This is a genomic window from Bacteroidales bacterium (assembly GCA_031276035.1).
In the GTDB taxonomy this organism is placed as follows: Bacteria; Bacteroidota; Bacteroidia; order Bacteroidales; family BM520; genus RGIG7150.
Genome location: JAISNV010000023.1, coordinates 1 through 16,570, shown reverse-complemented (window position 1 = coordinate 16,570; position 16,570 = coordinate 1). Strand labels below are relative to the sequence as shown.

The following is a 16,570-nucleotide window of genomic DNA, read 5'->3' as shown; positions in this document are numbered from 1 at the left end:
ATGCTGATTATAAAGCGTATAAAGAATTAGTTAGTATTGACAACAAGCAATATTGAACTCTATACCTAAGATTTGAGAGGCAAAGTCTGTCTTTAGACCATTCAACTCAATCTCATCAACATGTTATTTTCATCTTTCTATATTTCAAATATGCCCATAAAGGAAGCGCTACAAAGATTACTAAAATTACTCCGATAATTAACATTACATTCATTCCCATATCACCACCATAGCTGTGCATACCGCCTAAAATATAATTCACTCCGAAATAAGTCATTAACACAACCAACAAAGCTGATAAACTGTAAAAATGAAAGAAGAACGGACGGTTAAAAAGCGGGAGACTTTTATTATGAATAGGTAACGCATAAATTATCATGGTTATAAGTGCCCAAGTTTCTTTGGGATCCCACGACCAATATGTGCCCCAACTCACTTCTGCCCAAATTGCTCCTACAAAAATTCCTGCGGCCAGTAAGAAAAGTGCGGGGTAAAGTAAAATTCTGCTGAAAACCGATAACTGAAGCATTCTATGATTTACATTAGCAATATTGTTTTGCTTTGAACTGATAACAGATATAAATGACGCTATCGCATTAAAAGCGATAAATGCAAAAAGGGTGTATGAAATCATAATAAGTGAAACGTGAATGCTCAGGAGAGGTGAAATCAATACAGGCTGCAATTGAGTAATTTGCGGATTGGCAGAACCCATCATAGAAACAAGCAATACCAAAGCCGAGAAAATAAACCCGAAAGGAATAGACAAAAACATTTTTTTACGGAAAATGATAGCAAGCAACATTATGCAGATTGACAAAAACTGCAATGTTTCGAATCCGTTGCCAAGCGGAATCCTTCCGCTGATATATCCTCGCAGACTTATCATCAATAAAATTACCAACCCGTTTATTATCAGAATAATGTTTAATATCTGGGATATTATTTTATCTTTTCGATTGATATTGTTTTTATTTTCTCTTCTGAAAAAATATATCAAAGCAAAAATTCCGATAAACAAATTAATGAAAGCGATAGGCTTAACAACATTGCAGGAATTGTAAACCCTTTCTGCCGAAACTTTTTGCGGAGAAAGTAATAGTTTACCTGCTGACCTTCTCTGAAAAATAGATAGTTTTTCCAAAGTATGATTTAAATCGTGCCAACTTTCTTCTTGCGCATATTCTTTCAATAAGGAAAAGCTTCCCTGAATGAGTAAACGTTTGTTTTCCGGAATATTTACAGGTATATCGTCGGAAGGACTGTACCAGATCAATTCTCCTTCCGAAATGTTTTGCGGAAATACTTTCAATAGTGTTTCCATTTGAAGCATAAAGATCAACTGAATCTTTTCATCGGCAGCAATAAAATCTTTTGCCCCTTCAACATCTTCACCTATTCGAATCCTTTGGAGCGGTGTTGCAAGTTTATAAATCTTTCCGTCAATAAAGAAATCGGAAAAAGATGCATATTTACTTTCTAAGTCTAAATACTGTTGAACGGCTTTGTTTTTAACCTTGATAACAGGCTCGTCTTTCCATTCGTTAGGGAAAAATAACCATCCCGCTAAGACTTGTTCCGGCGATAAAGATTGGTAAGAAGACTTTCCATAGAGTTTTTGAGTAAAATCTTTAGCAAAAGTTTGCATCGGACAAATTCTATCGCGATACAGAATTTGGATTTCACCTAATTTCTTTGCACTTTCTTCCGGAATTGTTTTCGGTTGGGCGATGCCTGCCGTGATTGAACCGAATATCAGTAATAAAACCGTTGCCGATTGTTTTAATGCCGGATGATTTAATAATTTTCTGAATGTTGTTCCGGGAACGAAGAAATATCCTATCATCGAAATAAACAGTAAAAAATAACCGGTATATGTAACAGGAAGTCCGTATTTGTCTGATTTTATCATCAATGTAGAACCTTGCATATCCCTGTCGTAAGAAGCCTGATAAAAACGATAACCCTTATTTGAAAAAACTTTATTCATTGAAACCATTCCTTCGATTGTTTCTCCATTATTCTCAATTTTTATTTTACTGATATAATCATAAGGAGCTTGTGTGCCCGGATAATATTCTACTTCAAACTTGGAAAGTGTAATATCGAAAGGAAGTTTGTGCAAACTGTTATTTTTCTTGCTAATGAAAGAATTTTCTGATTTCCCTTCCCGTAAATGTATTTTTCCTTCTAAAGAAGTTGTGAAAGTGAGAAAGGCGCCGGTTAGTATAACAATAAATGAAAGATGTAGTAAAAATGTAACAGGGCGTTTATACATTTTTCTTTTCAGAATAAAAAGCAGTCCGCAGGCAACAATAATAAACCAGATTCCGACAAACCACCAAGATCCGTAAATATTTGACGATACAAACGGCGTTCCTTTAACTTTTTCCACGAAAGTTGCCACCGCCAAGATTATCAGCATGATAATTAAGAAGCCGAATGAGAAAATTTTTGATAAGGATGATTTGTTCATATTTCTGAATTATTTTAATATGGCATAATAAAAAACTCAAAATTAACAAAATAAATGGTTCTAAATCCGATATATATGTTAATTCTGAGTTTTTATTATATATATTTACCGATTTTATATAGATTCGAGGAATCTCACAAGATTCCCTCTTTCCTCTTTGCTGAGGTTACGGAACTTCTCGCGACTTTGTTCTGCGTCGCCGAAATGCCACAAAATAGCTTCTTGGTAATTGCGTGCCCTGAGGTCGTGTAACATATCGGTATGACCGGCACAAATATAAGATAAACCTCTACCCCAAAGTGGAGTAGTACGGCACATTTTACGTAAACCGGGTTCCTCCATTCCAAGATCATGTTTTAACATATCAGTATAAGGCCAAATCTTTTGGTTTGAAAAACCGGAAATATACTCACAAGTTCCTGTAGTCCAAGTAGGTTTATGACAAGCAGTACATCCGATTTCGTAAAATATTTCTTTACCTGCTTGTACATCCTCATCATCTAAATCTCGAGCTGCAGGAACGGCCAATCCGCGATGCCATATCATGAAATCATCAAATTCTGCCATAGTCATTTCAGTTTCTTGAAAACCGCCGGCAAATCCCGTAGTGTCCAAGCCGAGTTCAGCCATTTTTTCTATCCATGCTTTTGTAGCGTACAAATAATTTCTATCGGGACGTGTTACGTTGGTTATATTCCACAGGGCGTTAGAGCCGGGACCGTTTTGCAAGGTTCCGCGGGTACAGCCGTAAGTATAACGGCCGGGATGTTCGCTTCCGTCGGCTTCCTTAATCATAGCGCCAAGTTCTCCGACACAGTAACCACGGGCAACTTGTGTATTACGTTCCGCAATCAGATCGTCGTCGGTAATAGCATCCAACAAACCTGTTCCGTAGATACCTATAGTTCCCTCAATACTAACCTGATAATTATCGGGAACCGGAAGTAAAATAGCTTCCCTGTCAATTGTAACAGTTGGGTAAATCAAGCTGTAAGGCTCTCCGTCCGGAAAAACATTTCCATATTGGTCGGTATATGAATTCCATGTGATATGTATTCCCGATTCATCAACAGGTGGTTTATAAGGAGAAACGGCTCTTGTTTGCAACATTCCGGTAAAACTTTCGCATATTTTACCGTCGGGAGTATGTATCATCACTAAATAACCGTTACCGTATTCTTCCGAATTAAAGGTATTAACTCTTTTAGAACGTCCGTATCCCGGATGACAGGTTATACAAGAAGAGCGTATATATACCGGACCTAATCCGGAAAAAGGAGTTCCTTCGCCCGTTACGTAGTTGTTTTCAAACATTTTTTCACCACGCTTGAAAGCCGCTAAGTCTTTAATAGCCGGGGCAGGTTGCTCGTATGCCAAACTGGTTCTATTGAATGCGGTTCCGTTGATACCGCCTGAATAATATTCTTCGGAAAGTTCGGTAGGAGTTTCTCCACCGCAAGCAACAAACAAAGAACACAAGACAGATACGCCAATAATAAATAAAAGATGTTTTTTCATAATAATATTTAATTTGAACAGCAAAACTTGCTGTGAATTTGGTTTTTGTTAAGAAATAATTATTCTATTACATCATAGATTAAAGAGAGTTGATCCATCAACGCATTACATGCATCCATAGCATCTTCTATTGCTTTAGCGCTGGCCGGATTGTTAAGTTGATTTCTAAAAGGAGCCGGAATCGCCTGAATTGCATTTATGGCATCATCGATAGCGGCTAAAATATCGGTATCCAATTTAGTATTTTTACTTTTTACATACTCACTTAAAGATTTACCGGTTCTGGATCCTTCCATTCCGCCTAAATATGAATTTTCAATACTTACTATATTATCGGTAAAATCAGTTAATGAATTCCAGCTGTACCAAGACTCAACGCGAAGAACATTTCCGGTTTCGTACGGATCTGCGATTTTTTCATTACCAACTTCATCTGCAATGGTTTCACAACCTCCGATGATTTCGTAAACAGCTTGTTGCGGCGTTTTGAAACGACTACCGGCAGAGCCTGCATTAAGCATTTCATAACCGAAATTAGATGAAACTTCAAGTTCGGCATCATCTAAAATTCTTTTTTTAGCACTTGATAAATTTTGATTCCAAGCTGCTTCCAGAAGAATACAATCTTCCATTAAAACTTCAGAAACAGCAACTAAATAGATTAATTCGTTTTCAGTTATTTTAGAAACTGCTTTTGACTGACCGTCTTCAAAAAGAACATATTCAATGGCGTGGAAACCGATAAGGTTAACTCCGTAATAATCACGAACAAAAGCGGCGTCAACATTAGTCATATCGCCTGCGAGTTGTTGGTCAAGTGTATTTTTATCAAGAGGCCAAGAATCAATACGAGGATCCAAAGCATAATATTCGGCAGGGCCATATAGGAAAGCTTCCGATTGTTCCCAGTATTTACGAGCGTCAATCCATTTTTCAGCAGCAACTTGTACTTTGGCATCAGTTGGTGAATTTTGTAAATCTTCGCATAACTCTAATAATTCAATAGCTTTATCGGCAAGTAAACCGTAGGTTTTAATAACAGTATTATTGGTGTAAGCATCTAAGATTTCTAACATCTCAGCATCATCACCGTCGCCGCTGTTACCTCTTTCGCAAGAAAATAAACTAACTAAAGCAAAACAAGCCATAGCTACTAACATTAAATTTTTTAATTTTTTCATAAGAATATAATTTTAATCATTTATTTTTCAGTTAATCGTCATATGTAGCCGACAAAAAGTATTTATTCTTTTTAGTTGAGTTATCTGTGTCGGATTCATATTATAATTTTGTTTTGTGATTAATTAATGTGATTTTAGATTCGAATAGTGTTTAATTATTTATTAAACATTCCCGTGTACATAACTCCCAAAGAAATAGTGTTTTCGTTATTGTATGGACTATTAAATATTCTCGAAGAAAATTCCGCTTTAATCACTATCTGCGGAAGCGGATAATAGTTTATTCCTGCGGAAGCAATATGACGCTCAAAGCGGGCATCTGACAAGATTCCTTCTACGGTATTGAACATAGAATGATAATATCCGAAATGTCCGAAAATATAGAATTTTTGTTCTTCAAGTTTCGGAAAGAAAGAAAAAATGTCGTAGCCCGCCTCAACGAAGTAACACATAGCACCCGAAGCCACATTTGTACGCGGCGAAGGTGAATTTGACGACATATTTTTATTTTTTCTGGATATTTCGAACGAATCCCATAAATGTCCGTAAACAAATGTTCCGCGTGCAATAACATTATTGTAATTGTAAGTTGCATCTAAACTGCCTATCAGCACATCACCGTAAATCTCCTCATATCTGTTTTTCAGACTGTTTTTAGCACTAAGGCCGTAATATCCGCTAAGACCGATTCTTAATCCTTCAACAGCTCTGTAATCCACACGGAAAGCTCCGGCATAAGAATTCGCGATTTTAAACTCATAAGGAGAAACGGCTCCGTCTTTTATCCAACCTCTATCACTGAAACGTTCGGCGTCTAATCCTGCAAGAAACATTGCATTATAACTCCACTTACCTGCATTTCCCCATAAACTTATTCCATATTCATGCCAGGTAACGGGAAGAATTGAAGTTTCCTCTTCAGGACGAAGAACTGTAAAATATTCTATAGGCATGTGGTATTGGTTTGTAATTCCGATAGGTACAATAATATGACCCATACGAATATTGATGTATTTGTTGAAACTCTTTTGAATCCAGAATTGCTCTAAAACTATTTCTCCGCCTTTTTCTACCTCTTGTTCATATTCTCCAAATTCCTCATCTTCAATTTCAATAGTAGATCCGGTACCGCCATGTTCAAATTCTATTTCAGTAGAAACACTCCAACCTTTACCGAAATTATAGGAAATGCTAAATACAACATGCGGTAAATCAAATTGTCCGCGACTCGGCACGGAAGTATAATTTTCCGGATATTTATAACGGTTAAAGTCGTCACTATAGAAAAAACGATGTGTTGTAGCTTCTCCGTAACCGCCGATTTGTAATTTGCTGGTTTTAGCATTCTCCTTTTGTACTTCATCGGTATAAACCGTATGTTCCCATTTTTTTGCTGAATTAGTAGAGTCTTTTTTTACTTCTTCCGAATTGAAGTTGGCATATACGATAGGAATACACATCAACAAACAGATAATCACGGAGTATAATTTTTTCATTTTGCGAATTTATTTTGATTTAACAAAAATTATAATTAACGCGCAAAAGTAGAAATTATGCAAATTTTAACATATCCCTATAAATGGGGATTTAAGAGAAGAGGTAGTAATAATAAATAGGGATGATATAAATTTATTGTAGAATTTCGGATAAAGTGTTTACCGGTTGGCGGTTTATCATGATACAGAGAGCTAAAATATTCCCACCTGCAAAAAACTTTCAAATTCAAACGAAAGTTTCTGCGGATAAACACCCCGCATTATGATAAACCGTCTATTGTAAATTGCTCATCAATTTTTGTTGTTGTTGAACTTGTCGAAATAATTGTCTATTTCAGGTTTTAACTCAAAACCAACCCGTTCAAAAACATCTAACAATTGACTGTAAGCTCCTTCTCCGCCTAAAAAATCCCAAAATTCTTCTGCAACTTTTAGCTCTTGTCCTAAATCGAGCATTCCGGCCATAGTCCAACGGGAATATGGCTTTGGAGCATAAGGGTTATATGGAATTGCTATAAGTGTATTAACTGATATTTCCGGATTTGCAGCAATAACACAGGCTGTCCATTCAAGCAGTGTTCTCTTGAATTCTTTAAAACCTCCCTTATTGGGTTTGGCGGTTTGTATGTCGAATAAGTATAAATCGCCATTCTCAGACTCCAACCAAACATCAACTTTTGTAGGCTTTACGGTTCGGAAACTACCTGTTTGACAGACTTCCTTTATGTGTTTAATTTCTTCGAGTTTATTCGGACGGGAATTGCCTGAGGTGAGATCGTCCATAATATTTTGAATGATTCGTTGTGCCGACTCGCTAATCTGTGTACCGGCCGTAGCTTGTGATCTAGCAATTTTAAATTTAGTTGCAGCCAATGCCAAAGCAACCGGCTCAAAAATACTTGTTCCAAAATTCGTATTCAATGAATGAATAAAAGAAAACAAGGCCATTCTGTCTTTCCCTAACAGTCTTGTATGAAAAGGCATAACGGCAGGTTCCGGATTGTAATTTTGAAACTTATGTTTGAGGCTATTTTTTAAAACAAATTCAATTTGCTGAATTTGGGTTTCTTAAGTGCCATTTTATTTTTCTTTTTCTTTTAAGTGAAATATTATTTCAGAATATGCTGTTTTATCTTTTTCTGTTCTATTTAATACAGGTCGTGTAAATTGATTTACTATTTTCATTTCCGCGTTTTCAGCAATTGTCGGATACATATTGTATTTGTCGTTTGCAACTAAAAAAATGTCATAATCATCAACGAGATATTTTTTACAATTATTCAATACGTCAGTAATTCCCTGTATATAGCTTAGTTGAGCTTCTTTTTTGCTTCCTTTATATAAAGGGCCTATTTCCATTTCATCTTTTCTTTCAAATCCGAATAAATCATAAGCATAAGCATGTTGTTCGTGATAATCAATCAATCCGACATAAGGTGGAGAAGAAAATATACCTTTTATTTTTTGCTTTTCAAGTAAACCTCCAAATTCAGGGTTTATTTTCTTTACTTCTTCTAAAATATTTATTTCACGACTATCGCCTGTTAAACATAATTGATATGTGGCTGTTCGTAGCTCATCAAATTGTAGTAGTCGTTTTACCGTATCTTTTGAATAACTTTTCCACCATTTTAAAATGGAAAATAATGGTTTGCAAATTTTTCCATGTTTGCTGCAATAATAAGTCGTTGTAATAGGTTCAACTAAAGTTGCCAGATCGGCATGAGTTGTAGCTCTACAACTTCTGATTGTGCGACTTAGAATTATACTGATTATTTTTTTTGTTTGGTTATTTTGAATTTCTTTTATCCTCTCGAAAACAAATTCAATTTCTTCTCTGATATGTTGAGAATACCATTTATCAAGAAAAGTATCCGACTTCTCTTGTTTTAGTTTGATATTGTATTGCTCAACCAACTGCTGAAAAATGGGTAAAAATTCTTGTTCTTTTTCCAATCCGTATTTTTTCCCGTCAATTAATTTGTTCCGTACCTGATATTTGTATTCCGGTACGGGAAAGTATTCGGTATTAAATAAATTTAGTTCTTGCAATAATTTATCCTCAAACTCAACAGCATTGGAGTCTTTAATAAACTTTTGCAGTGATTTTGTTATTCGTTTTAATTCATTTTGTATGTCTGCAATATCATATTTTTCGGTTTTTGAATTACCAATCAATGTATTGAATACGGAAATATCAATTCCGATAGCATGCATGCCTAATTCCGATGATTGAACCATCGTAGTTCCGCTGCCCGAAAACGGATCGAGAATAATATCTCCTTCTTGAAAATATGTTTCGGTTTTAAATTTATCTGTATGATTATCTAAAAAATATTCAACCAATTGAGGAATAAACTTGCCTTTGTAAGGGTGAAGTCTATGAACATGCTTTGTGGTTTCAGTTTCCTTATATTGCTCAAAAGAAAGTGCCCAATTCAAATCTTCTCCTAACTTTTCTTTAAATACGGTTTCTCTTGATTGATTATATGAGTTGTAGTAATCATAAAGGTCTTTTTGAGAAATTAGAGTAGAACCGTTTTCTTCAAATTTCTTTACTCTTCCGTATTGAATCAGATATGAGATATTGGATATTGTAACATCACGTCCAACGAAATTAGTAGCCCATTCACTTGCTTCTTTAATGGATAACAATTTGTCGTTTGAGATCATATCTGTATATTTTTCCGGTTGCAAAAATAATCAAATTAATTGTTGTATATATTTATATTTGACAATTTTGTTTGAATGTCGTTTTTGTATTATTTGCTGTTCATAACAATTTGATGTAACAATAGTTACACAAATTGTTCCTCGGGAGATGAACGCCCGAATTTCCGTAATCTTTTCGCGAAACCACACTCGCATTACGCAAAACCATTTGTTACTCATCGTATTATTCTTTCAATTTCACATAAATTAATTCATCCGAAAACTCGCCATTCTTATACAAAGCTTTCTTTAATCTTGCTTCCTGCTCAAATCCTGCCTTCTCCAATACTCGTTGTGAACCCTTATTTGTATAAAACGGACGAGCAAAAATTCTTACGATATCAAAAGTTTTAAATCCGTAATTAACAATTTCCTCTATCGCTTTCGGCATAATACCGTTTCCCCAATATTTTTCCGACAACCAGTAACCTATTTCGGCACTCTTTTCATGAATGTCAGATTGCGGAAAAATACCAATAGAGCCGACTGCTTCATTATTTATTTCAATTGCGAAAACTCTTTGCGGACTATCGTTCAATACGGAATTGATAAATGCCTCAGCGTCTGTTTCGTCATAAGGATATGGAAATTGATTCGTCAACCATTTGGCGACGTTATAGTTATTTGCATGCCTGACGACACTTTCAATATCTGATATTTTCCAAGCCCTCAGTTTATAATTCATATTTTTCAATTTTATCTGTAATTCGTTGCTGTTTTATCAAATTGTTTCCCAAAATTACAATAATTCCCATAAAAATCTGAAAATACCCATTCGCAAACACAAAATTAATTAGCAAAACTAGACTTTTCTATGTAAGTTGATTTTTCTGCCTAACAAAACGCCGATGGTTTTTTAAAGATTTTTCTATCTAAACATCGAAGAGCACATTGTTAAGCAGCATATAACGCTCCTTGTATCTTTTGTATTGTGAAATGGTAAAAAATTTTTGTTTATTTCTTGTATTTTTTTTTGTTAGAGTTGTATTATGATAATTTTATAATTCTATTTTTGCACGGATACGACTGAGTGATTGAGGAGTTACGCCTATAAACCCCGCTATTTCTTTGAGCGGAACATGCTGAAATATTTCGGGCATTTTTTTCATAAAAGCCAAATAACGTTTTTCGGCTTTGGGATAGGAAATATTTACGAGTTGGTCATCAGTGCTTAGAATTGTATCAACATAAAGTTGGTGGAGCCAGATGTTGAAAGTAGGCGAAGTTTCCGATAATTTTTGTATTGTACTCTTTTTCATTTCAATAACCACACTGTCGCTTGACGAAGATATTGTTAATCGTGACGGCAGATTTCGAATATGTCCCCAAGATGAAAAAACCGCTTCGCCGGAAACGGCAAACCATAAAGTATAATCTTCGCCGTCGCGTCCGATATGTGCCCGCCAAACGCCTTTATTTATAAAATATATAGAGTCGTCTATTTTTCCCTCTTCGATAACAACACTTCCTTTTGGAAAATGAAGCGTGCGTAAAGTTTGCCGAAGTAATAGCTCTTCGCTTTCGGCTAATGGGTGATGCTCGTTTATTTTACTTATTAATTTTTCCACTGGTACTGAATTTATCTTTGAGAAGCAAAGTTACAATAATTAACGTTGTAACAAAATCACCTGCTCCGACTGAAAGCCATATTCCCGCAACTCCGAACATTTTAGGCAGCGTAAAGAAAAAAATTACAGGTAATATTCCACGCAAAACAGTCAGGCTTATTGCTCGTTTTACTCGTTCGATACTTGAATAATAACCGATTGCAATTACATTGATTCCGAAGAAAACGTAATCCAACGCAAACAAGGGTAATCCCGAATGAGCGTACTGATATGCATTGCCGGTTTTGTCGGGCAAAAACATGGATATAATAGTGTCGGCAAAGCAAGAAAACAGAACCGTAATAAACAATCCGAAAACCAAAGCATAAACGAGCGATAATTTGGCAACCTTGTTGGAACGTTCTATTTGTCCGCAACCGTAATTATAACTTATGATGGGTTGTGCGGCTTGTATCATTGCATTGAAAACCATAAATATAACAGGAAAAAGATAACAAATAATGCTGTATGAAGCAACCCCGTCGGCTCCTAAATAGTGCATAAAAACGTAATTTCCTGTGATTGCCATAACGGCTAAGGTCATTTCGCTTAAACAAGACGAAATTCCGAGTTTTATCATATACCAGGCATTCCGCAAAGTCAAACGTATGCTGTTCACGCTCATTTTGAGTCTGGCGAATCTAACCGCTATTTTGGGGTTCAGAAGATAAACGAACAGAAGTATTGCACTTACTACTCCGCCTATGTCGGTGGCAATAGCAGCTCCGAATAATCCCCATTTGAAAACGAAAATAAAAACATAATCAAGTATGATATTTATTACTGTACTTGTAAGCATTGCCCACATTGCATAATTGGGATTTGTTTGACGAACGAAAAAAGGTAAAGAAATCGTGAAAACGGTAATCGGCAGTGCAATGGCATACCAAAACAGATATTCGCCGGCCATTTCTTTCAGATAATCGTTTGCCCCGAACAAAACTGCTGTTTGCGTTGGAAATATTGTAACCAATAAGGCTATGATAAGAGCAACTATAAAAAGTGTAACGGTTGATTGTGTTACGTTGATATTGGCTACTTTGGATTTTTCCCGTGAAAGATTGAGTGATACCAAAATTCCTCCGCCCATACCGAACATTAATCCGATTCCAGCAACAATCATAAACAGCGGAGCAGCAATATTGACGGCGGCTAATGCGTCGCTTCCCAATCCGCGACCAACGAAAATTCCATCGACAACGGTAAAAAGGGCTGTCGAAATCATTCCGAGCATTGCAGGAAAAAATTGTTTGGCAAATAGTTTACCAATTGGTAATGTTTTGAAATCGAGACTGTCTCTTAGCATATCATTCCATTTTAAAAACGACTGCAAAGGTAGGACTTCTATTTTCGAAAGCACTTAACAATTGGTAATAAATGAAAAATAGAGGGATTTATTTTTCGAGTTTGGGGAGAATGGTTTTTGGAAGGTGAGAGGGATTGTTGTTAACGGTTGACGGCTTGGCGAAGTATGAGAGAATATGAATGTTCCTGTGGGCTGGATTCAAGTTTATACCAAAGTTTCTCACATCCCACATTACGCCAAGCTGCATGTTGGCGGTTGCTTTACTGCTTATTTCTTCATTGTCGTTTTCTATATGTAGAAAACCGATTTGTAAAAGTACAATTTTTCTTTAAACAATTATGAACTCGGATAGGAAAATACTTGGTAGGGTTGTGAAAATATCTTTCTCGGATTGAATAATATAATTCTCGGACAAAAAAATTACAAACTCGGACATTAAAATATTAAACCCGTATGCAAGAATATCAATCTCGGATAAAAAAATACAATCCCCTTTGGGAAAATTACAAATGCAGATAGGCAAATTGCAAAATCGGATAGAAAAATTACAAGTGCGGATAATGGAATATCAAAAGCGGACGGAAGAATGTAACTTATAACATAAATAAGCCTTGCGAAGCAAGGCTTATTTATGTTATCGGTTTCGAGTTTTATGCTCTATCTCGGGCGAGAAAACTCTAATTTGCTTACTTGTTTGAATTGGGGCGAAGTGGCTCCGAATACGGATTTGACATATTTCTTTACTTCTAAAGCTGTATTGACCATACCCGATTTTTCGGCGTACATAACATTGTCGCGTGAAATCATTGAATTGCTATACACGGTATAGGTCTCGATTACAATTAAATTTGTTGACCGAAGTTTTTCGACATACTGATTTAATGTGTCGATACGCAATTCTTCTTCGTTTGGTGCGTAACTCGGCTCTAAGGCAATCAAATCAAGGAGTTTAGAGAAATTCTCGACTAAACTGTCGTAGCTTTGCTGTGAGGTTGAGATTGTTTTTTTGTCTTCGTCTTCGCTTGGTTTTGCACTTGTGCGACCGCCTTGTATTTTTTTGTTTATGCTTTTGGCATCAGCGACCGTTTCATAGGACGCATCGGTAACATCTAATGCGTTGATAAGTCGGGTTGCTGTTGGTTTGAGTGTCGAAAACACAATTTTACGTTCGTTTACTGCCAAATCGTAAGTGTTTTTTTCTCGTGTAACTTCGTTAAGCGCAGTGCGGGATTGCTGAAGCAATTCATTTAATGCAGTAATTGTGATTGATTGTTTGCTCGGATTGTAGGCGGTTCCGTAAGCCGTGCAAAATGAAATTTCGGTTTCAAAGTTTGCAACATTTTTTGCGTGTCCTTTTTCTGAATGTGAACTCATAGGCTGTTATTTTAGATTTAATGAACGGATAAAATTAACGAAATATTTTGATAAGGGGAAATTTAAAAATATTTTCATTGTAATTATGCTTTCAGGCGAGCTTTCTGTTTGGTGTTTTGTTTTGGGAAGGGGCAATGTCGGACGAAACAAGCATTCCGATTCGTGTCCATATTATGATAAAAAGTTTATCATAATAATTTTTCGGGACTTTAAGCTGATAAGCGTGGCCTGCCGATTGACTTCGTTGTAGAGGGTTTGTATGGGCAATGATACTGCTGACGGATTGACGGCATCTAACTGCCGGCCATGAGCATATTGTTTTTTTTGATAAGATACGGCATCCAATTGCTCAAAAAGGAAGAACTGATAACCGAACCAAGCCCTGTGCGTATAAATCCGATAATGCAAAGCGCCTGAAAAAAGTGAGGGAATGGTACTTTTTCAGTAGTGTATAATACCAATGATACATAAAGAATGGCATAACCTATTCCTCTAAATATAGACAAAGAATAGAGCATTTCGATATTTATGCGTGGGTCAATGATAAAGTAAAAGAGCATCTGATAAGCTACCAAGCACATAAAACCGATAAAGATAACCGTTTTATATCGGACTTTGCGAACGGCAAGTGTGTACCAAGAAAAAATGCTTCCTGTTATAATTCCTGCTAAAACCAAGCAATTAAGCGAAATTGCGTTTAAACTGTCGTAGTGCATTATGCCGTATATGAATGTGTTTTCGATAGTGCTTGAAGTACCCAGCAAGAGCATTAAAGCTAATGTCAGCACCAGTCCGCCGTTGAAATTATCCCCGACGGTCGGATTTTGGGTATATTTCGGTAGGAATGAGCGGAGAAACTGACGTTGAAATAGATATGGTTCAACAAAAAGCGGTAAAAAACAAATTATTAATCATATTTCCCGGTCAGATTGTTTCTTTACAAAAAGTCAGTCCCGATTTTTCTTTTTTATACATAAAATTGTCATCCAAATTTATGAGCGAAATTCTGTTTCGCTTTCCGCCTGCTTTTGTGGGGTATATTAAAGAAAATAACACGCATGAATATGGCGAATTAGAATTCGATAAATTTTACCGACATTGCTTTTGTTCTTTGAAACTGTATTACGGGGACGAAGAAAATCTTTTTCGCAGAGAAATAATCATGAATACGCTACGTAATTTTTTCTTGGACGTTTACGATAAAATAAAAAGACACGAATCGCTGGAACATTCTTCCCGCTCGCGTAAGACGGAGATAATGGAACGATTTTGCAGTTTGGTATTGAAACATTTCAAAACCATCAGAGAAGTTTCATTTTATGCCGATAAACTTCATATTACGCCTAAATATCTTTCAGCAATATTGAAAGAATTGGATATGGATAAACGTTCCGCAAAAGAGTAGATTGACAGTTGTACGGTTGTGGAAATTAAACTTCTGCTGAAATCAACCGAACTTTCGATTCAAGAAATAAGCAATGAACTTAATTTTCCCAATCCATCGTTTTTTTGTAAATATTTTAAGAGCCGTGTAGGCATGTCGCCCAAAGAATATCGAGAGTGTTGAGAAATTAATCAATATGCCATTCAACAAATTGGCAATAAACTGAATTTTTCGTTCTCAACGTTTTTGGGGAAATTCTTCAAGCGTATTGCTGTAATTTCATCGAGGGACAATAAAGGATATAATCAGTTATTTAGCGCACTATCGCTCGCCAAAGTTACCGCCAATGGTGCGGCGGCTTGGCGAAGTGCGGGGTAAAGATAAACTTTTCTACGAAGAAAGCAACTTTTTATTTGCAACTCGCTTTCCTACAACGCAATGCCAAGCTTTTGCCCAACTGCTTGTTAGAGGCAGTTTTATGTACTTCTTATCATTTCATTTATTTCCAAATTGTTTTCCAACGCAGGTATCATGATAAGTGTTTTAAATTGACCAAGAGCATCGCCATACCTTAAGCATAATTGTTTGTCTAAAGAGTCAATAGGATTATCTCCCATCTGTATTTGAAATTCTATTGGTACTTTTTGATTGACATCATTTAATAAAGGGAAATCAAATTCCTGTAAAAATTCTTTATTGTGAAGAATCTTATTTCTCAATGCAATCAATTCTTTAAGCGTTTTAAATGAGGTGTTATCTTCATTTAACATATACTTCCCATTAGAAATAATACTTGGAGCCATAAGTAGTTTTTTACTGAACGGCAAGCCAATATATGCTTCAGCATATTTTTTATAATCTTCATGTCCAAAATGGTTTACGCAATAATTTGTCAATAAAAAATTTAGCGAAAATTCCAAAGTACTAGCGCAAAGAGTGAAAAAACCGAAATGTAAATATTTTGTATCCTTATCATTTTTAATATCTAAATATGCTTCTCGCAATTTTTGGTAATATGCCTCCGTTCCATTCCAAAGAATATAGCTCTTATCTCCTCCATCAACACAAATAATTAATCGACCTAAAAAATTTCCCATTGTATTCTATTGTTTATTATCTGTCATTTCTAAAAATTGTCTACACACGCCCGGCGGCTTGGCGAAGTGCGGGGTAGCAATTGTTTGCGCGGGTGAGTCAGCGTGAAAATCCGCAAGGATTTTCTGCGGGCGACACCCCGCATTACGCCAAACCGCTTGTGCTTGTTGCACAACTGCAAAGATAAGCATTTTTCAACAGTACTTGTATCTGTTTTTTGTATCTTTGTACCAAACAGTTACGATATGCAAGACAAGAAAGATTTTACTCCTAAGTTATTTTATTCATTGAGTTTGGATAATTTGGTTCCTACCGATGATTTTTACCGCAATCTGAATAAATCCATTGATTTGCGGTTTCTCTACCAACAGACAAAGAAGTATTACGGAACCGAAGGTCAAGAAAGCATTGATCCGGTAGT

At 36.0% G+C, this 16,570-nt stretch carries 14 protein-coding genes; 2 read left to right on the top strand and 12 right to left on the bottom strand.

Annotated features, from left to right (window positions below; translation table 11 throughout):
• Positions 1 to 115: 115 nt before the first annotated feature.
• From ccsA to LBP67_05370, 11 genes are all read right to left on the bottom strand, one after another.
• Positions 116 to 2,476, bottom strand: coding sequence for a cytochrome c biogenesis protein CcsA (gene ccsA / locus LBP67_05420; protein MDR2084415.1), 2,361 nt, complete (start codon positions 2,474 to 2,476; stop codon positions 116 to 118).
• A gap of 114 nt (positions 2,477 to 2,590) precedes the next feature.
• A complete protein-coding gene (locus LBP67_05415; protein ID MDR2084414.1) occupies positions 2,591 to 3,994 on the bottom strand; it encodes a hypothetical protein in 1,404 nt (467 codons plus the stop codon).
• Between the two features lie 59 nt (positions 3,995 to 4,053).
• The gene (locus LBP67_05410; protein MDR2084413.1) at positions 4,054 to 5,175 is read right to left on the bottom strand and encodes a peptidase M75; all 1,122 of its coding nucleotides are present in this window, start codon (positions 5,173 to 5,175) and stop codon (positions 4,054 to 4,056) included.
• Positions 5,176 to 5,330: 155 nt separating this feature from the next.
• Positions 5,331 to 6,671, bottom strand: coding sequence for a hypothetical protein (locus LBP67_05405; protein ID MDR2084412.1), 1,341 nt, complete (start codon positions 6,669 to 6,671; stop codon positions 5,331 to 5,333).
• Positions 6,672 to 6,962: 291 nt separating this feature from the next.
• Positions 6,963 to 7,721 carry a TdeIII family type II restriction endonuclease gene (locus LBP67_05400; GenBank protein ID MDR2084411.1) on the bottom strand — a complete coding sequence of 253 codons (759 nt, stop codon included), beginning with the start codon at positions 7,719 to 7,721 and terminating at the stop codon, positions 6,963 to 6,965.
• Positions 7,722 to 7,751: 30 nt separating this feature from the next.
• Positions 7,752 to 9,344 (bottom strand): site-specific DNA-methyltransferase, encoded by a 1,593-nt coding sequence (locus LBP67_05395; GenBank protein ID MDR2084410.1) that lies wholly within the window; start codon positions 9,342 to 9,344, stop codon positions 7,752 to 7,754.
• 223 nt (positions 9,345 to 9,567) lie between these two features.
• Positions 9,568 to 10,068, bottom strand: coding sequence for a GNAT family N-acetyltransferase (locus LBP67_05390; GenBank protein ID MDR2084409.1), 501 nt, complete (start codon positions 10,066 to 10,068; stop codon positions 9,568 to 9,570).
• A 313-nt stretch (positions 10,069 to 10,381) separates the two neighbouring features.
• On the bottom strand, positions 10,382 to 10,951 hold the full coding sequence (locus LBP67_05385; protein MDR2084408.1) for a Crp/Fnr family transcriptional regulator: 570 nt from the start codon (positions 10,949 to 10,951) through the stop codon (positions 10,382 to 10,384).
• Positions 10,932 to 12,296, bottom strand: a complete 1,365-nt coding sequence (locus tag LBP67_05380; protein ID MDR2084407.1) for an MATE family efflux transporter — start codon at positions 12,294 to 12,296, stop codon at positions 10,932 to 10,934. The genes LBP67_05385 and LBP67_05380 overlap by 20 nt, the downstream gene beginning before the upstream one ends.
• Before the next feature lie 657 nt (positions 12,297 to 12,953).
• Positions 12,954 to 13,670 carry a hypothetical protein gene (locus LBP67_05375; protein MDR2084406.1) on the bottom strand — a complete coding sequence of 239 codons (717 nt, stop codon included), beginning with the start codon at positions 13,668 to 13,670 and terminating at the stop codon, positions 12,954 to 12,956.
• Between the two features lie 293 nt (positions 13,671 to 13,963).
• Positions 13,964 to 14,458: a hypothetical protein gene (locus tag LBP67_05370; protein MDR2084405.1), complete on the bottom strand. Its 495-nt coding sequence runs from the start codon at positions 14,456 to 14,458 to the stop codon at positions 13,964 to 13,966.
• A 56-nt stretch (positions 14,459 to 14,514) separates the two neighbouring features.
• Between LBP67_05370 and LBP67_05365 the strand changes: the two genes are divergently transcribed.
• Both LBP67_05365 and LBP67_05360 read left to right on the top strand, forming a co-directional pair.
• Complete coding sequence (locus LBP67_05365; GenBank protein ID MDR2084404.1) at positions 14,515 to 15,075, top strand: hypothetical protein; 561 nt, start codon at positions 14,515 to 14,517, stop codon at positions 15,073 to 15,075.
• An 18-nt stretch (positions 15,076 to 15,093) separates the two neighbouring features.
• Complete coding sequence (locus LBP67_05360) at positions 15,094 to 15,237, top strand: helix-turn-helix domain-containing protein (protein MDR2084403.1); 144 nt, start codon at positions 15,094 to 15,096, stop codon at positions 15,235 to 15,237.
• Between the two features lie 293 nt (positions 15,238 to 15,530).
• Here LBP67_05360 and LBP67_05355 read toward each other — a convergent pair whose 3' ends face one another.
• Positions 15,531 to 16,151: a hypothetical protein gene (locus LBP67_05355; protein MDR2084402.1), complete on the bottom strand. Its 621-nt coding sequence runs from the start codon at positions 16,149 to 16,151 to the stop codon at positions 15,531 to 15,533.
• Positions 16,152 to 16,570: the final 419 nt, after the last annotated feature.